Below are 18,180 nucleotides of genomic sequence, written 5' to 3'. Positions count from 1 at the left end.
ATTGACTAGATGATTTTAAAGCTATCTCTTCTATTTTAACCATTTCCAAGTGGTTGGCAAACCCAAATGGGATTATGGTTCCAAAGCCTCATTCGTTCGCCAACTGAAAACATTCATTGTAAAATAACTTTAATCGGCTGTTAGAATTGGTTTTATAAATACTTGCGGGGTGATTTAATTGAAAATTGGTATCATAGGTTTGGGGGATATCGCTAAAAAGGCCTACCTCCCTGTTCTTTCAGAAAAGGAAGGGATTGACCTAGTACTTTGTACAAGAAATATGGACACTCTCAACACCTTATCGAAAAAATATCGGATTCACGAAAAGGTTCAGACTGTCGATGAGCTGATCACCATGAACATCGATGCTGCCATTGTGAGCACTGCCACTGAGGCCCATTTTGAAATAGCCAAGACCTTATTAAAAAGCGGAATAAATGTCTACATTGATAAGCCCATTTCGATGAATTTTGCTGAAACGCTGCAAATTCAACAACTTGCAAAAGAGTCTGGCAAGATCGCTATGGTGGGTTTTAATAGACGGTTTATCCCGCGAGTGAATGAGTTAAAAGAACATGGTAAGCCTAGTTTAATTATCATGCAAAAAAACCGCTTTGCCACTCCGGACTATACAAGAAGATTTGTTGTCGAGGACTTTATCCACGTTGTCGACACTCTCCGATTTCTAATGGCTTCAGAGGTTCATGATGTTAAGGTAGAGTACCTTAAAAAGGGAGAACTGCTCCATCATTTGGTGATCCAGCTCATTGGAGATGGCTGTACGTCAATTGGTATCATGAATAGAAATAGCGGGGTTACGGAAGAAATCATTGAGTATTCGACCAGTCATCATAAATATGTCGTCAATAATCTAGTGGAAACGACTCACTTTCACAACAAGGAAATTAGCCTTACAAAATTCGGGGACTGGGAACCAACCCTCTATAAACGCGGCTTCAATCAAATCATCGATCATTTTATTGATTGTGTTCAAAATAGTAAAACCCCTCATCCATCCATAGATGATTCAGTCATCACCCACGAAATCTGCGAAAGAATCGTAAATCACATTGAATATGGTGCCTGACACCCTTTTTAATGTTGCGATGTTTATTACGATAGGGTCAGTGTTAAACTAAGTGATAGCTTTCTAGGGAGAAGGATGTGTCTTACATGGATTTTCACCAAGGTCAGGAAATGCTTACGATCATGGAGTGGATTCTTCGGGCGGTTGTTGTTTTTGTCTTTCTGTTGATTGTTGCTAGAGTTTTAGGCCAGCGGGCCATCTCCCAATTAAGGCTCCTGGATTTTGTTATTGCTTTAGTGATCGGAAATATTATTGCCCATCCTTTATCAGATGAGCGGATTGGGCTAAAGGGTTCAGTTGTATCTACTATTGTATTGGTTGTTTTGTATCTTAGCGGTATTATGATGAACCTTAAATGGCCCTGGTTTAGAAAGCTAATCAATCATGCTCCAGTCACCATTGTTCAAAACGGAGAAATCCTCTATCAAGGGTTAAAAAAAGCCAGAATTTCCATTGATGTTTTGTTAGAAGAATTACGGGAAGAAAAAGTAGAAGATTTGAAGAAAGTAGTCCTAGCCATTTGGGAAGCAGATGGGAAAATCTCCGTCTTTTTAGATTCAAAATACCAACCGATTACACCAGCGTCTTACCAGATGGAAGTAGACCCTTTTGAATTACCAAGGATCATTATTAAGGAGGGTAAAATTATCTCGAAGGAGCTGCATCAAATTCAAAAGAATGAAGACTGGGTTATTTCCACTTTAGAACGGTTGTACCAAACTAACGTCCGCAACGTACTGCTAGCTACCGTAGATACAAAAGATCATCTTAAGGTCTTTTTTTATAAATAAACCCCTTATTGCGAGACACAAAAGGTTGGAAAAGGCAGGATACCTCTTCTATCTTTGGCTATGCTTTTAATTCAAATAAATCACGGGAGGAAAATTATTATGGCAACCTTAACATTGTATGTGAAAGAAGCTGTTAACGAACAACCCATTCAAACATTAGAAACCACTTTATCGCAAATGGAAGGCATTGAAAGAGCCCTTGTAGACACCAATGATGGTGAAGTAAAAATTGAATATAATGAAAATCAAGTTTCCCCTGAAAAAATTAAAGAAAGAGTTTTACAGCACGGTTTAAACATCCAAGAATAAAACAAAGTGCCTGACACCCACCGGGTGTCAGGCACTATTTCTACTATTATGATATTGTTATGATCCCGCTCTCACCTTGTTTGGCGAATCCTTGTTTTTTCAAGGTAACAGTCTCTCCATTGGTGAATATAACTGGTGTAGTCGTGGAAGGAGCTGATTTTTTAATGAAATCAAGGTCAAATTTCAAGATTTCCTTTCCTTTTGTCACTTTCTCGCCTTCTTCAACAAGAACAGTGAAACCCTCTCCTTTCAAATTGACCGTATCCATGCCAATATGAATGAGAATTTCCAAACCTTGCTTGGATTTAATTCCAATTGCATGTTTAGTCGGGAAGACATTCAAAATTTCTCCATCAACCGGAGAAACAACTGAACCATTTGCTGGGATTACGGCAAATCCATCGCCCATCATTTTCTGCGAGAAAACTTGATCTTCCACCTCAGTGATAGGAATAATTTCTCCCTCAATTGGTAAAACAAAATCTTGTTCACCTAACGCTGCCTGTTCTGTTCCCTCAGTTGTAACGTTTACATCTTCATTAGACTCTACTGATTGATTTGCATTATTTTTATCTTTTCGCTTAAAAAAACCAAACATTTTCTTTCCAACTCCTTTTAAACAAGAATTAATTCATTCTTATAAGAAAAAATATTATCATTGAAAAAGTATAGTTGTCTATACAAACGCATTATAATCCTCGGAAACCTTTCCAACGGATTATCAATCCTTTTATAGTATTGATCGCAAAAAACGAAATCTCCACAACGCTACTTCTTCATAATACTATTTTATCTCTTTATTATATTGTTGAATCAATTTTCTAACCAAAGGAGTAGTATGATCCGGTAATTCCTGTAAAGGAAAGAACCCCGCATCAATGGATTCTTTCCCATCTATCTTGATCGTACTATTCTTAATATCCTTGGTGATATAAGCAATGGTGACTGGATAGAACTCATCCCCATTTGGCAGTTTTCGAAAATATTGTTTTCCTGAAAGTACATCCACTAATTGGAGCTTGCCAATTTCAACTCCTGTCTCTTCAAAAACTTCTCTTCTTCCGGCTTCTTCAGCGGATTCCTCTAATTCTAATAGTCCTCCAGGAAGCCCCCAGACGCCTTCAGGTCTTTTTTGTAAGAGAATTTTCCCCTGCTCATCCATTACAACGACTACAGCACCAACTAATATTAGCGGCCTAGTACCAATTATTCCTCTTATTTCCTCAATATACCCCATTTTGTACCTCCAAAAATTTCAGAATCCTTTCCTCTATCATACGTGAAAGGCAGTTTAATTCCTTCCGACAAACATTTTATCAATAAATTCAACATCCAAACCGTTATCATTATAAGCAAAATAAAAATAAGAGAAACGGTGTCAGGCACCCAATTAAGAACCCAATTAAAGGAAGTTTTTAAAATTGGCTGGTTTCTTGGTATAATAATCAGATAGTGTTCCTTAGAAATTATTGTGGTGTACGTCTTTTACAGATAACGCTTGAGGTGAAGATAAATAAATACATTAATGAATGAACATATATTGGATAAAAGTGCTCAAAAACTACCGACTTATCTATACACATACGCCTTTCATGAGGATGAACGCTCCTTGTGTGCTTTGGAAATTCGATCTTTTTTTGGTGATGTGCAGCCTTCCAACGTTATAGAAAGCTCCATAAAAATCGATCCGTCGCGAAGTCCTTTTATTAAGGAACGGATTCGTGTCATCTATGAAGCGGATAGCCTTGAAGGTCTTTACGAGCTGGTGGAATCTTTATACCTAAACGGGGCAACCTTTAAGGTGATTTTTTTGAAGAGCAACGACTGCACCAAAAAAGAACCTTTCGAAAACAGACGTGCGATTGAGCGAGAAATTGGTTTGCATATCAATGGTAAAGCTGATTTACATCAACCTGACCTATTGTTTGCGGTTTTGTATGTAAATCATAATTGGATATTTGGGGAATATGTGAAGAGTGAATCCGTTTGGTTCCACCATCAAAAGAAACCAAATGGGTACTCTACAGCCCTGAACACACGAGTCGCCCGGGCAGTGGTAAATATCGCTATTCCAAACCCGGACGGTATTAAAGCCATTGACCCATGTTGTGGAATTGGAACTGTCCTAGTTGAAGCCCGCTCAATGGGAATCGATATTATCGGAAGTGACCGAAATAAGCTGATCCTTCCTGGGGCACGGGAAAACATGATACACTTTGGGCTTACCTGTGAAATAAAACCGGCTGATATTCGTGACATCACCTACCACTATGATGTAGCCATTATTGATTTGCCTTATAATTTGTGCTCAGTGATCTCCACTGAAGAACAATTGGACATGCTCCAAAGTGCACGCAGATTTGCCAATAAAGTGGTCGTAGTTACCGTTGAATCAATAGATGAAATTCTTAAACAAGCCGGCTTTTCGATTATTGACCGTGCAATCGCTAAAAAGGGATCTTTTATTCGAGAAGTAATCGTATGTAATTGATTTTATATAAGTTTTGAACAAATATTTACGTTATGAAAAGAGGAGAAAAAATGAATAAACCATCCATTTATGGATTAACCATAGAACAATTGTCAGATTGGCTTTTAGAACGTGGTCATAAAAAATCGAGGGCACAACAAGTCTGGGACTATCTTTATCGCAAACGCGTCACATCTTTCTCTGATATGACGGGGGTAAACCAAGGATGCCTCCAATTATTGGATGATCACTTCGCCATCCAGACCTTACAGGAACATATAAAACAAGAATCCGCTGATGGAACAATTAAATTTTTGTTCAAATTGCAGGATGGTAACTTAATTGAGACGGTCTTAATGCGTCAGAAATATGGTCTGTCAGTTTGTGTGACCACCCAAGTGGGCTGTAACATCGGCTGTAGTTTTTGTGCAAGTGGTTTACTAGCAAAGAGTCGGGATTTAACGAGTGGCGAAATCGTCGAACAGATTATGAACGTTCAACTTCATTTCGACCAAATGGGGAACGGAGAAGTGGTAAGTCATGTGGTTGTCATGGGCATTGGCGAACCATTTGATAATTTCACCAACCTAATAAACTTCATCAAGGTGATTAAAGACGATAAAGGACTTGCGATTGCAGCGAGACGAATCACCGTCTCAACCAGTGGTCTGGCAAGTAAGCTGGTTGAATTTACAGATTTGGGACTGCAGGTCAACCTGGCTGTCTCCCTGCATGCACCTAATAATGAGTTACGCACACGGATTATGAAAATAAACCGTGCGATTCCAATTGAAAAACTAATGAAGGCCATGGAGTACTATGTAGAAAAAACAAATCGCCGCATTACGATTGAATATATTCTATTGAAGGATGTTAATGATCATAAGCAGGAAGCGGAGCAGCTCGCCGACCTTCTAAGTCCGCTGGGGCAGCAAGTCTATGTGAATTTAATACCGTATAATCCTGTGGATGAACATAGTCAATATCAACGAAGCGAACAGGAATCCGTCTTGGCGTTTTATGATACATTGAAAAAGAACGGCGTCAATTGCAAAATCCGTCAGGAACATGGTACTGACATTGATGCTGCCTGTGGACAGTTACGAAGCAAACAAATTAAAAAAGCAAATGCCATGTAACTCTAAAGGCCGGGGGAAACTGTCCCCCGGCCTTTATTTTCCCATTTTTACCGAGGCTGGGAGATATGCAGCCAACTTCTCTTTACCTTCCGGGCTCCTTTTTACATCGAATGGTAAATGCAGCCCTCTTCCTTTTACCTTCTCTACTCGTTTTTACTTCGAACGGTAAATGAAACCCTCTTCCTTTTACCTTCTCTACTCGTTTTTACTTCGAACGGTAAATGAAACCCTCTTCCTTTTACCTTCTTAGCTCGTTTTTACTTCGGACGGTAAATTTAGCCCTCTCGCAATGAATGAAAGCTCCCACACGATCAGTTAACCTAAACGCAAGTTACCTTCTCTTTCCTAATCGATTAAGAATAAATGCATAAATAAAAACGATTATCGTACAGCCTGCCATTACGGCTGCGACTGAACCTATTCCAATTCCGTACCATGGGTTAACACTTATGGCAACGACAATACTGCTAATAAATACGATCACGGCAAGTATCAAACTAATTAGAACTGGTGCATATCGTTTATTCGTTCGATAGAGAAATTGGTAGGTTGTTAATAAACCAACTAAGATGATATAAAGAACAGCCATCGTAATCCCATTAACCAGACGGTCCAGCATCCCTATGAACCAATGGTCCGTTCCTCCCTTTGGCATTGCTAAGCGAATCCTTTGCAGCTTGCCGGTTTCAGGATCAACTGTGTGAAAAACATATTTTCCAGGTACATCTGGCCAGTTGGCATATTTGAAAAAAGCTATCTTATTTTGATTATGAAAAAACCTTGCCGAAGCGACATTGGCGTGAAGGTTCGTCAGTCTGTCGTTCTTACCGCTTTTGATGTCCATTATAAAAAGCTCATATTTATATAGCGAACTATTCATGGATTCCTTCGCGATCGCCGTGTAGACAATTTTCTCCCCGTTTGGAGACAGTTGGAGAGAGTAGCCATCATGGGGTTTCATTCTCTCGAGCGCATCTCTTTCCTCCCCATTTTCAAGCGTAAAGGCCATTAGCTTTTCACCTGTGGCGGTATCCGAATTATAATACAATACTTTGCCATCCGATGAAAACGAAAGTGAATTCATGCTAAATCGATCATTATTTGTTAACTGTTTGCTTCTTTTACTATTCAACCGGATGGAATATAAATCATAGCCTTCCTTTGTCTCCCCTTCTGCTTTATGAAAGTCCTTCGCACTGATTCCACTGTAATAGACGATATCATCTATTGGTGAAAAAACAGCCTCCGAAACATGGAGTTTCTTTGTTGGTAACTGTTTCGCATTACTGCCGTCACGATTTGCCACAAATAATGAATTGATTCCCTTTTCATTTTCAGCTAAAAATAATATTCTATTTCCGTCAGATGAGTACTTGGGATGATGGTGTCTGACTGTAGTCGGATTGGTCAACCGAATCACATTTTTGCCGTTCACATTTGCTTGGTAAATGGCTTCCTTTCCATTCCTATAATATGAAAAAAGATACTGATGATCATCTGGAGAAATATCAAGGGGCTCTCCCAATCCGGTAAAATACTTATACTGGTCGTCATCTCGTAAAATACTGTAGATTAGTGTTCCTACTAGTAGCAGAGCTGACACCATAATGAAGGAAAGCAGACGTTTTCTTTTTTTACTATGATCCATTGATTACCTCACTATAGATTGATATGAAAAGCTTACTTCGCTTTATTTCCCTTAAAGTTTTGTCTGCTATTTACAAAGAAATATGTAAATAGCTGTCTGGATAGTAGATAGGCGAATGCGCCCAGCGGAATCGCAAATAAATCGAGCCACAATCCTTCCTGGTACTGTTCAGGATGTCCAAAGAGAGAAGGTGCCTGGATTCCTCCAAATAGGAGTGATGGAATTAAAAAGAAGATCCAAGGATTGGAAAGCCATTTGGATTTAAATTGATCATTTAACGCCTCATAAATGACCTCACCGGCACCTGCGAGAAGCGCCACGATAAAGAATCCCATTACCATACTGTAGGCAGGTAACCTGTTCTCAAATTCAGGATGGTAGTATTCCATTACTGAATACGAGACAAGACATAAAAAGGCAGTAACAAAGACAATATTCCATATATAACGAATCACTTTATATAGAGGGAAAATCGCCTTTCGTATTTCCCAATTTAATTTCTGCTCACTACCGAATGCTTTGATTACCTGTTGGATTGCCTCATCTTCTGAGAATCCCTTTACCAGCAATTCATTGATATGTTCTTGGAGATGACTATACAGTTCTTCTTTAAACTCCTCTCTTTCATTCTCTTTCATTGGCACATCTGAGAGGATTTCTTTTACATATTGATCAAGATTTTTCATGATAATCCCCCCAACGTCTTATCAATTAGCTGATTAATTTGTTTCCAGTTGCTTAGTTTCTCGGCCAGCACCTTGCGGCCATTTTCTGTTATTGAGTAATATTTTCTTCGGGAGCCATCGAGTCCTTGACTCCAATATGAAGTGACACACTCTTTTTTTTCTAGCCTCTTTAAAGCAGGATATAGGGTTCCCTCGTTCATATGGTAGGCTTCATCACTTAACACTCGTAATTTTTTCGTCATTTCATATCCATAACAATCGACTTCTGCTAACAAAGAGAGCAGTAGGATCTCAATACTGCCTTTAAGCAATTCCCTATCCATGTAATTCCCTCCAATTTTTTCTAATACCATTGTATAACGATGTACACCGTTATACAATGTCTATTTTAACAAATTTTTCAAACTATTACTTTGGGTTATATTTTAGTGTCACCCTAACCTAGTGCCCGTCAACGGACTTTTTTCTTACTCACGGGCACTGTCTACCTTTCACATTGCCCATCATCAGACCTTTTTCTTGCTAATGGGCATTGTCACCTCCACTGTGCCAGTTAGTCATTTATAACAAGTGAAAAAGTTTACAAGTAACCAGATGAACATCATCTGAAACAATACCGCTAAGCTTTTCGTCTTAAATAATGAAATCATTTTTTAGATGAAAGGAAATAACGTTTTGAAACTAAAAAAAGGGATAGGACGGTCATTTATTAGCTTTGTGTTCGGTCTAATTGTTATCCTAGTTTTTTATCAGTTAATTAAAGAACGGTACATGGATCCATCTGGACCGTTACCGACAGAGTTTCACCCAATTGTACAAGAACGAAGCAATCAGTTAATTCAACAAGCAGCGGATAAGGGAATCGTGATGGTCATTACGGATGGCTTTCGAAGTTCAGATGATCAAGATCGTCTTTTTGAAAAAGGCCGTACTGCAGCAGGCACAATTGTCACCAATGCCAAAGGCGGTGAGTCTTATCACAATTACGGCCTTGCCATTGACTTTGCGTTAAAGGCCCCTTCAGGAGAGGTTATCTGGGATATGCAATTTGATGGGAATAAAAATGGGGCAGCTGATTGGACAGAGGTAGTAGAAATGGCAAAAGCCTTGGGCTTCCAATGGGGTGGCGACTGGGTCCAATTTAAAGATTATCCTCATTTAGAAATGGGGTTTGGCTTAACCATAGCCGACCTGCAAAACGGCGAACGACCTGCTGATTCACCCATGACAGCAGATACCAATCCTTAAAAGGCGAACAGTCCATCAGGAGTCACTGCTCGCCTTCTAACAATTTACTTTAACATTTTAAAATCATAAGAATGAACCGATTTTCCTTTTATTGAGGTTAAGATGTCGGATAAATTCTTAAGGGGGATTATATTCTCTCTTTCCCCGGTCTTCAATGAATACTTTTCAATTGTATACTTTTCCTTCTTTTTCTCATCATAGCGGACTGCATATAGATTGTCATCCTGAAAGAACGTGGCTTCACCGTGTCTCACGCCATCCTTAGGAGGGTTTTTTAACGTAAATTCCTGGTTCAGTTCATGCTGATCTTTTTCTAAACGATAAACCTTCCCTAGGCCATCCACATAATAAAAAGAATGATTATGTAAGTGGACAGAATTTTTAATACTATATGGAATGGTTGCGACCAGATTATTATTATTTCGATATTCTGCTAGTTTGATTTGTTCCTGCGCTAATGTCTGTTTATTTATTTTGAAAAGGACGATATCTTCACTTTTGTCATCAATAAACTGTCCAAGTACAAAATAGTAATAGTTATCATCACTGACAATTTGTGATAAATTCGCATACTCTGCGTTTTCCTTATTATCCAAACGAACTATATGTTTCACATTTACCTGATCATTTGAAAATGACACGTCACGCAGGTCATATACGTTTGTTTCAACATCTAGAGTTAAGATGGGAACATTTTGATTGGTCATTCCTGACGTTAGGATATAATGGGGGATATTTCCTTTTTTAAGTCCTGCTTCAGTTCCAAATAAAACATTGGAATCGTATGTACCTGTTTTACTGTTTACTCCGGTATTATAAATACTAAAATATAACTTAGCATCCTTTAGGTATCCTGTTCTCTCACCGGTATATTGAGGTTTTTCTTGTTTAAATTCTTTGTATGTATCTCCAATAATTCTGATTGAATCCCGATCTGCCAATAGGACGCTATCATTCCCTTTAGCTACACTGCCTAATTCGAGCCCCTTCATTTTATAGGCTGCCGCCAAACCCTCATTATCAATAAAGATGGCATAGCTGGCCCCTTTATTATCATAATCCTGGTCCGCTGTAGATGAATAATAAAGAACAGCTTGCTTATCCTGTAAAAAGCTTTGCTTCTCAATCGTATTTGCTTTGACAAGTAATTCAGCATCCATGCTTCCACCGGTATAAATCTTATAGATGAAAACGCCAATACCGATACAAATAATAAAGATTCCTAGCAACAAGGTTTTTTTCATTAGGTTAACTCCCTTTAATTAAAAGAGGATGTCCCCCCTCACTTAATATACCTATGTAGGTCTAAAATAGCACATGTCACTTATGTTGTCATAAGGGGGGGACTCTTTAGTTTCGGACATCCTCTAGATAGATTTAGATGTTTCGGATTAAGGTGGTCTTGCTATCATCCCGGACATCTCTTGGGTATACGCCCAAGCCGCCGTCTTTATCAAGATCAAGATTGCCATTTAATTTATAGGCAGACCAAATTAACTTGGAACAGTTCTTATCTCCATAATAACTTGTAGAGCGATTGGTAGCGAAATTATAAGAATAGTCATCAATTCCAACACGGCTATAAGCCCAATTGGCTGCGTTTGTACGATTCGTAGAACTTGTATCGACAGATTTAACACAGGCTCCTCCCTGATCTACTAACCTGTTAGTTGTAGAAATGGTCCGTACCCCGCTTGAAGGAACAGATTCAACAATGGTGCTGCTAGAATAATAAAGTCCAACGTGACCATGATTTAGGTAAGCAGTTTGGGAATCCGTATAGAAAAAGTTCCCCTTTGAACTAGTTCCGACTGAAACCGTTCCACCAGATCCTCCCATAATATTGACCACTTTTTCTGCTTCTCCTTGTTCACTATCCGCTTTTAGTTCTTTGTAAATTTGCTCTAAAACAGAAGCTTCCGTTTGTCCAGTATTTTCTGCAATGGACTTAACATCTTGTAATAATTCTTCCGCACTTACATCTGGCTGTAATTCTAGGACTTCATTGAGATATGGCTGGTCAACACTTCCATGAATAATTGGCCGATCTACACCTTTAGCAAAAGAAGCACTTGGAACAGACGACATAACAAGTCCTAACACCACTAAACCAGATAATAATTGTTTTTTCAATTTCCTTCACCTCTTAATTAAAGTACGGGTACCCAACTAAAAGATTAATACAAAAGCCCCCTCTTGAATACCATTATTTTCTAAAAATTCTTTCAGTTTCCATATTCAATGTTTTTTGTACTCAATATTTCCCAATGTCTTTTTTCACTTGTATAATCCATAAGTTCTATTTCTTTAATTTTGAATTCAGACTAAATTCCTATGTAGTCAACTATTTGGGAATTTAGTTAAAAATTGAGTATAAAAATTTTCCCAAGCTTACTACCATTTGAAAATTTCTTGAATCAAAGTGAACAAGTTTTTATAAAACGCAGAAAGGGTATTAAGAGAATAATAGTTTAGAAGAGGATGTGAATCATAATGTTATCTACAAATCAACTAGATACATTTAAAAAAAGGCTTGAGGAAGAGAAACAAGCCATTACAGGCCAATTAAATCTTAACGGTAAATACAGCAATAAGGATGAAAGCATGCGGGAAACGGTCGATGAATTATCAGCTTATGACAACCATCCTGCTGATCTAGGTACAGAATTATTTGAGCGCGAACGAGAATTTGCCTTAGAGGAACACAGGAATGAACAACTTGAAAAAATAAGTACTGCACTAGAAGCGATTGAAAAAGGAACATATGGAACGTGCATCGAGTGCGGGGAAGAAATCCCTTTCGAGCGATTGGAAGTTCTGCCTTCCACCTTATACTGTGTCAATCACTCACCTGAAACACCTGGCCGAGATGACCGCCCCGTTGAGGAAGACATCTTAGAGCCGTCCGAGGTGAATTCCTTCAGGCATAGTCCGGAACAAGGTGTGATCGATACTCAAGATAGTTTTGAAGAAGTCGCCAGGTTTGGAACTTCGGAAACTCCTTCCGACCTCGCTGGCGATTTTAATAGCTATAATGATCTTTATTCCAAAGGGAAAAACGAAGAATCCTATGCAGAGGATTACGAAACTTATTCCGCCACAGACATCACTGGTCAGCAAAAAACCGTTCTGCCGTCCAAGAAGATGGAAGAATACAAGGACCTGCTGGATCGTAAAGGAATTGATTCAAAAATTGGCGATATTCCATATAAAAACAGAGACAGCTATATAGATGATAAGAAAGCAGAGACTGAGTAAATTCAGTCTTCTTGGGTGGATGGTATGTGGATTAAGAGACCTTTTTTTAAATATGCAACAGGTATCCTATTAATCTTATTAATTATTTTTCTATTTGGTAAAATTGATTATTTTGTTTGGCCCTTTAAAAAATTCATTGCTACTATATTTTTTCCGATTCTCATCTCTGGAGTGATTTATTATTTAATGAGGCCATTTGTAACCCTATTTTCCAAATATATGAGCAAAAATATAAGTATATTAATTGTTTACTTACTATTCATCGGGGCTGGCTGTCTATTTGTTCATTTTACTAGTACGGCCATTGCACAACAAGTCCAGCAGCTTTCGGAGCAATTTCCAAATAAGGTTGAAAAATTATCCAATGTGTCCCATAACATGGTTAAGGATAATAGCTTCGGAAACAGTTCGTTAAGAATGATTGAAAAAAAAGCTAGTTCCCTCTCAACCTCCTTCTTTCATCATATCGATCAGAATATAACGGATATCATATCCATTATTACCAGTATCGCAACAGTGCTTGGGGTTGTCCCTTTTATTGTTTTTTATTTTTTACGTGATGGCGAGAAACTGAAACCTGCTCTCTTGAAAAATCTTCCCGTTGAACACGTAAAGGAAGGCAATTTGATTCTTGTCGATATAGATAAGACGTTATCCGCATATATTATTGGACAATGTATTATCGCATTATCCGATGGAATTATGCTCTATATCGGATTTCGTATTATCGGTCTAAATAATAGTCTTGTGCTCGCCATTTTCGCCATGTGTATGACAATTGTTCCCTTTATTGGCCCTGTGATTGGAATGGTTCCAGCCGTTCTTGTCGCCCTTTTACAAGGTCCGTTTATGGTTTTGAAAGTGGTTTTAGTGGTAATTGTCGCCCAGCAGCTAGATGGAAATATTGTTACACCGAAAGTTATGGGAGAAAAACTAAATCTTCATCCTTTAACGGTCATTTTCATTTTGTTAATCGCAGGGGCTATTTATGGATTTATTGGCATTATTATCGCCATTCCACTCTACTCGGTTGTAAAAGTTACCCTTAAAAATGTCATTCGTTTTTATAAGCTAAGGAAAATTGAGAATATGTAGCCATCCAACTAAAAACAGTGTGCCTCTGATAGGAGACACACTGTTTTTATATTTCTTTAAAGGTATCATAGCTGCCGGTCCCAGAACCGATCCTGGGCTAGTCCCTCAATAAAAGGAGTAATCTCCGTTTGAGTTAAATCGAAAACTCCTGGTGCATCTAGTTGGACGCGGCTTCTCTCTAAGGCTTTATCCTCAATAAAAGCTAAAGCCAGCGGTTTAAAGTGTTTGTATGTTGTTTCCATAAATTCTAACACCGGCGGTTCAAGTTCAGGCTGACTGCTAATCACTATTGCTGCATCGAAAAGACTGGAATCGGCAGTATCAAAGGTATCGGTTACTTTTAATACCGCATTCAGCGAAGTAATCTTTTTAGCAACAATACTATAATTTACGTTATACTGCGCTAATGCTTTAATCCATTCGGTTAATTTGTCGTCCTCTACAGTCCCATTCAATAGAATCGCCACACATTTTGTATCCGGTTTGCTAACCGTATTGGCCATACTAAGTGCAGGCGATTTTTTATCTGACTTCACTTCGAGATTTTCTTCCGGAAGTTCTGCACCAATGTTGTCAGCCACTGCTGCTGCTACTTGTCGGTCAATGTGATTGATAAGGGCTACCGCATTATTTTTTACCATGACTGATTTACATTTGCCCAGTTCAAAGCTAAAGGCATCAATTACGTGCTGCTGCTCAACCGGCGTGAGGCTGTTGTAGAATAACTTGGCCTGAGAATAAAAGTCTAGGAAACTCTCACTTCGGCCTCTAATTTTACGCCCCTCGATTTTTTCCTGATAGGATTCATAACCTCCCAGTTCTACTGGCACAGGTTCAGGCTGATTGGCATTTAACCCATTTCGATGGTAACTTGTTTGTCCCTGGTGGATCGTCATTTGGTGCATTCCATCCCGTTGATTGTTATGGAATGGGCACACAGGCTGATTAATCGGGATTTGATGAAAGTTAGGACCGCCAAGACGGGTTAATTGTGTATCTGTATATGAAAATAAACGCCCTTGCAGTAGTGGATCATTGGAAAAGTCGATACCCGGCACAACATGACCTGGGTGGAAGGCAACTTGTTCCGTTTCCGCAAAGAAATTATTTACATTCCGGTTCAATGTCATTTTACCAACAATTTTAACAGGAACCTCTTCCTCCGGCCATAATTTGGTCGGGTCTAAAATATCAAAATCAAAGTTGAATTCATCTTCTTCAGGAATGACTTGTAAACCAAGTTCCCATTCAGGAAAATCTCCTTTATCAATGGCTTCGTATAAATCTAAACGGTGAAAATCGGGGTTTTTACCTGCGGTTCTTTGTGCTTCATCCCAAACTTGTGAATGGATGCCAAGTACAGGCTTCCAGTGGAATTTTACAAAATGGGCTTCTCCATCAGCATTGATCAGCCGGAACGTATGAACACCAAACCCTTCCATCATCCGATAGCTGCGCGGAATCGCGCGGTCACTCATTAACCACATAATCATATGAGCCGATTCAGGATTTTGCCCAATGAAATCCCAAAATGTATCGTGAGCGCTGGCACCCTGCGGAGTTTCATTATGTGGTTCGGGCTTAAGCGCATGAACAAAGTCAGGAAATTTAATCGCATCTTGAATAAAAAAGACAGGCATATTATTCCCAACTAAATCAAAGTTGCCTTCATCCGTATAAAATTTTGTCGCAAAACCACGAACATCACGGACGGTATCGCTTGATCCTCTTGAACCCTGCACTGTTGAAATACGTACAAACACAGGGGTAGTCTTAGAGGTATCATTTAGAAAATCAGCTTTCGTGTATGCTGCTTGAGATTCGTAGAGTTGAAAAATGCCATGAGCCCCCGTCCCTCGTGCATGGACCACGCGTTCAGGAATTCGTTCATGGTCAAAGTGTGTCATTTTTTCTCTAAAATGAAAGTCCTCCATCAGCGTCGGTCCTCTTACACCAGCTTTTAAAGAAAACTCATCTTCAGCCATTTTTAAACCTTGATTTGTGGTTAAACCGGCTTCTTGTTCAGTGTCAATGGTGTATTTCTGTAATTGGACTGCCTTTTTATTTACCACAGGCGAACCTCCTCACGAAAATATGTAATCTCTTAAAATAAATTTATTACCCACTCACTCGTTACCCTTTCTACCTTTTAATAAAACATTTTAATAGGTTCTACAGGCGGTCATAAATACATAAGTTTCAAAAAACTTTGACATACTGTTAAAAACAATGTAAATTACATATGTACGAACAATTTAAATTAAATTAACTATAACATTCGTGTTTGGGAGTGTATTTCATGGATAATGTATTTGATTATGAAGATATTCAACTGATTCCAGCCAAATCTGTCGTTAACAGTCGGTCGGAATGTGATACATCGGTTACATTTGGGGGACGTACGTTCAAATTACCAGTTGTGCCTGCTAATATGCAGACCATCATTGATGAAAAAATTGCGATTTTTTTAGCCGAAAATAATTATTTCTATATCATGCATCGTTTTGAACCGGAAAAGAGATTATCGTTCGTTCGAGATATGCAAGACCGCGGACTTTATGCTTCTATTAGTGTGGGCGTAAAAGAGGGCGAATATGAATTCATCCGGCAGTTAGCTGCTGAACAGTTAACACCGGAATACATTACAATTGATATTGCCCATGGACATTCCAATGCTGTCATTGAGATGATTCAGCATATTAAAAAACTTATACCTGCAAGCTTTGTCATTGCGGGAAATGTGGGAACACCGGAAGCCGTTAGAGAATTAGAACATGCAGGTGCAGATGCCACTAAAGTGGGAATTGGACCAGGAAAAGTTTGTATAACAAAAATCAAAACAGGATTTGGTACAGGCGGCTGGCAATTAGCTGCGCTGCGTTGGTGTGCCAAGGCCGCAAGCAAGCCAATTATTGCTGACGGTGGTATTCGTACACATGGTGATATTGCGAAATCCGTTCGTTTTGGTGCCTCCATGGTCATGATTGGTTCATTATTTGCCGGACACGAAGAATCACCAGGTGAAACGTATGAGAAGGATGGGAAATGCTATAAAGAGTATTTCGGTTCTGCTTCTGAATTCCAAAAAGGTGAAAAAAGAAATGTAGAAGGCAAAAAGATGTATGTGGAGTATAAAGGATCATTAAAAGATACTTTAATTGAAATGGAACAAGACCTTCAATCCTCTATTTCATACGCTGGCGGGAACAAGTTATCTGCTATCCGCAATGTGGATTACGTTGTCGTTAAGAATTCTATCTTTAATGGTGATAAAATCTATTAAGATATTTACCACTTACTGATTTTGTTTAGGGTGTCAGGCACCATGTGAGTTCTCACATGGTGCCTGACACCTTTTCTATTCTTTTGGTAGTGCATTCCGGGTATTTGCTGAATGAATGTTTTATCCTGTTTTAGCCGGGTATGTATGAAGAATAGGCCTGACAAGGTAATCAAAAAAATCGGAGGTATTAGTCTATGAATAAAAAAGTTCTAGGTGTTTATAATTCGAGTGATGACTTGATTCGTGCCGTAGAGGAATACAAAAATGAAGGATATTCTGTAAATCAATTGTCCATTATTGCCAATACAAGGGATTTCCCTACTTCCCTTCAAAATGAAATAGGGATACCTTCTGAGAATGTGAGCGAAACAGGTCATACCCAAACAAATGAGCCTAAAGGGTTCATGGAGAGTCTGGTTTCCGCCTTTGAAGTCAATTCCAATACAGATGGAAGCGAAACGTCATATTACGATTATCTGACAGGTCTTGGCATTGAGGAAGCCGCTGCCCGTGAGTATGAAGAGGATATCAATTCCGGTAGAATTTTACTACTTGCCGAGGCTGGGGCAGGAACAGCCACTAATACTTCAAGGGATGGGTTCACAGGAAATGCTGTAAGTGACCAAACAGATCTTGATACGGATGACGAGCGTACCCTGAAGCTTCGCGAAGAACAGCTTGATGTTTCTAAAGAACGTGTCCAGACTGGTGAAGTGAACGTTCACAAAGAAGTAGTGGAAGAAGAAAAAACAGTCCATGTTCCGGTTACCCATGAAGAAGTTTATGTGGAAAGGCGGGCAGTGAACGATGCTTCAACAGACACAACTACTCCAGTTGGCGAAGATGAAACGATTCGTGTTCCAATTGTCGAGGAAAAGGTCGAAGTAACGAAAAAGCCTGTGGTTACAGAGGAATTAGTGATTGGGAAAAGGCAGGCTACGGAAACCGAACAGGTTACCGAAAAAGTCCAGCGTGAAAAAGCAACGGTGGAAACAGACGGTGATGCAACTGTTGATGAATCTGTTATGGAACATAATCGAACAAATAGTGGCCGATTATAATTTAAAACACAGATTAAAGCCCCAAAAACCTAGTTTTTGGGGCTTTCTTTAATAAGCGCAATAAAACCGCTCCTTTTGGAATTATTAAGTACACCACACCCCCAT

The 18,180-nt window shown here is 39.0% G+C and carries 17 protein-coding genes and 1 pseudogene; 10 read left to right on the top strand and 8 right to left on the bottom strand.

Going from position 1 to position 18,180, the window contains the following annotated elements:
- Positions 1-178 precede the first annotated feature (178 nt).
- From AC4E8C_RS03245 to AC4E8C_RS03235, 3 genes are all read left to right on the top strand, one after another.
- Complete coding sequence (locus AC4E8C_RS03245; protein WP_490210211.1) at positions 179-1,087, top strand: Gfo/Idh/MocA family protein; 909 nt, start codon at positions 179-181, stop codon at positions 1,085-1,087.
- Between the two features lie 86 nt (positions 1,088-1,173).
- On the top strand, positions 1,174-1,878 hold the full coding sequence (locus AC4E8C_RS03240; protein WP_490210209.1) for a DUF421 domain-containing protein: 705 nt from the start codon (positions 1,174-1,176) through the stop codon (positions 1,876-1,878).
- Between the two features lie 99 nt (positions 1,879-1,977).
- Entirely contained in the window at positions 1,978-2,187 is a 210-nt protein-coding gene (locus AC4E8C_RS03235) for a cation transporter (protein WP_490210207.1), read from the top strand.
- Positions 2,188-2,233: 46 nt separating this feature from the next.
- Here the strand turns inward: AC4E8C_RS03235 and AC4E8C_RS03230 are convergent.
- A pseudogene (locus tag AC4E8C_RS03230) lies at positions 2,234-2,737 on the bottom strand (PTS sugar transporter subunit IIA); the annotation flags it as partial.
- A 234-nt stretch (positions 2,738-2,971) separates the two neighbouring features.
- Positions 2,972-3,424, bottom strand: a complete 453-nt coding sequence (locus AC4E8C_RS03225; protein ID WP_490210205.1) for an NUDIX hydrolase — start codon at positions 3,422-3,424, stop codon at positions 2,972-2,974.
- Between the two features lie 288 nt (positions 3,425-3,712).
- Between AC4E8C_RS03225 and AC4E8C_RS03220 the strand changes: the two genes are divergently transcribed.
- Both AC4E8C_RS03220 and rlmN read left to right on the top strand, forming a co-directional pair.
- A complete protein-coding gene (locus tag AC4E8C_RS03220; protein ID WP_490210203.1) occupies positions 3,713-4,678 on the top strand; it encodes an RNA methyltransferase in 966 nt (321 codons plus the stop codon).
- Positions 4,679-4,728: 50 nt separating this feature from the next.
- Complete coding sequence (gene rlmN / locus AC4E8C_RS03215) at positions 4,729-5,796, top strand: dual-specificity RNA methyltransferase RlmN (protein WP_490210201.1); 1,068 nt, start codon at positions 4,729-4,731, stop codon at positions 5,794-5,796.
- A 331-nt stretch (positions 5,797-6,127) separates the two neighbouring features.
- On the opposite strand, the gene AC4E8C_RS03210 is transcribed toward rlmN, so the two are convergent.
- Genes AC4E8C_RS03210 through AC4E8C_RS03200 form a run of 3 tightly spaced genes read right to left on the bottom strand, consistent with a single transcriptional unit; the run spans position 6,128 to position 8,453 of the window.
- Positions 6,128-7,444: a TolB family protein gene (locus AC4E8C_RS03210; RefSeq protein ID WP_490210199.1), complete on the bottom strand. Its 1,317-nt coding sequence runs from the start codon at positions 7,442-7,444 to the stop codon at positions 6,128-6,130.
- A gap of 32 nt (positions 7,445-7,476) precedes the next feature.
- Positions 7,477-8,130 (bottom strand): permease prefix domain 1-containing protein, encoded by a 654-nt coding sequence (locus AC4E8C_RS03205; protein ID WP_490210197.1) that lies wholly within the window; start codon positions 8,128-8,130, stop codon positions 7,477-7,479.
- Positions 8,127-8,453, bottom strand: a complete 327-nt coding sequence (locus AC4E8C_RS03200) for a PadR family transcriptional regulator (protein WP_490210195.1) — start codon at positions 8,451-8,453, stop codon at positions 8,127-8,129. The genes AC4E8C_RS03205 and AC4E8C_RS03200 overlap by 4 nt, the downstream gene beginning before the upstream one ends.
- A gap of 352 nt (positions 8,454-8,805) precedes the next feature.
- On the opposite strand from AC4E8C_RS03200, the gene AC4E8C_RS03195 reads away from it, so the two are divergent.
- Complete coding sequence (locus tag AC4E8C_RS03195) at positions 8,806-9,378, top strand: M15 family metallopeptidase (RefSeq protein ID WP_490210193.1); 573 nt, start codon at positions 8,806-8,808, stop codon at positions 9,376-9,378.
- A 44-nt stretch (positions 9,379-9,422) separates the two neighbouring features.
- Here the strand turns inward: AC4E8C_RS03195 and AC4E8C_RS03190 are convergent, their stop codons facing one another.
- Both AC4E8C_RS03190 and AC4E8C_RS03185 read right to left on the bottom strand, forming a co-directional pair.
- A complete protein-coding gene (locus AC4E8C_RS03190) occupies positions 9,423-10,622 on the bottom strand; it encodes a hypothetical protein (protein ID WP_490210191.1) in 1,200 nt (399 codons plus the stop codon).
- Positions 10,623-10,755: 133 nt separating this feature from the next.
- Positions 10,756-11,466, bottom strand: coding sequence for a YiiX/YebB-like N1pC/P60 family cysteine hydrolase (locus tag AC4E8C_RS03185; protein ID WP_490212457.1), 711 nt, complete (start codon positions 11,464-11,466; stop codon positions 10,756-10,758).
- Between the two features lie 405 nt (positions 11,467-11,871).
- Here AC4E8C_RS03185 and AC4E8C_RS03180 point away from each other — a divergent pair, with 405 nt between their 5' ends.
- Both AC4E8C_RS03180 and AC4E8C_RS03175 read left to right on the top strand, forming a co-directional pair.
- Positions 11,872-12,636 (top strand): TraR/DksA C4-type zinc finger protein, encoded by a 765-nt coding sequence (locus AC4E8C_RS03180; protein WP_490210189.1) that lies wholly within the window; start codon positions 11,872-11,874, stop codon positions 12,634-12,636.
- A 24-nt stretch (positions 12,637-12,660) separates the two neighbouring features.
- Entirely contained in the window at positions 12,661-13,731 is a 1,071-nt protein-coding gene (locus AC4E8C_RS03175) for an AI-2E family transporter (RefSeq protein WP_490210188.1), read from the top strand.
- A gap of 65 nt (positions 13,732-13,796) precedes the next feature.
- On the opposite strand, the gene AC4E8C_RS03170 is transcribed toward AC4E8C_RS03175, so the two are convergent.
- The gene (locus AC4E8C_RS03170; RefSeq protein WP_490212456.1) at positions 13,797-15,716 is read right to left on the bottom strand and encodes a catalase; all 1,920 of its coding nucleotides are present in this window, start codon (positions 15,714-15,716) and stop codon (positions 13,797-13,799) included.
- Between the two features lie 314 nt (positions 15,717-16,030).
- Between AC4E8C_RS03170 and guaC the strand changes: the two genes are divergently transcribed.
- Both guaC and AC4E8C_RS03160 read left to right on the top strand, forming a co-directional pair.
- Positions 16,031-17,014 carry a GMP reductase gene (gene guaC, locus AC4E8C_RS03165; protein ID WP_490210186.1) on the top strand — a complete coding sequence of 328 codons (984 nt, stop codon included), beginning with the start codon at positions 16,031-16,033 and terminating at the stop codon, positions 17,012-17,014.
- Positions 17,015-17,208: 194 nt separating this feature from the next.
- The gene (locus AC4E8C_RS03160) at positions 17,209-18,075 is read left to right on the top strand and encodes a YsnF/AvaK domain-containing protein (RefSeq protein ID WP_490210184.1); all 867 of its coding nucleotides are present in this window, start codon (positions 17,209-17,211) and stop codon (positions 18,073-18,075) included.
- The last annotated feature ends 105 nt before the right edge of the window (positions 18,076-18,180 follow it).

The sequence above is a fragment of the Neobacillus sp. SRL179 genome, assembly GCF_984799095.1.
Note: the sequence above shows the minus strand (reverse complement) of the source record. Positions and strands in the feature narration are given on the sequence as shown.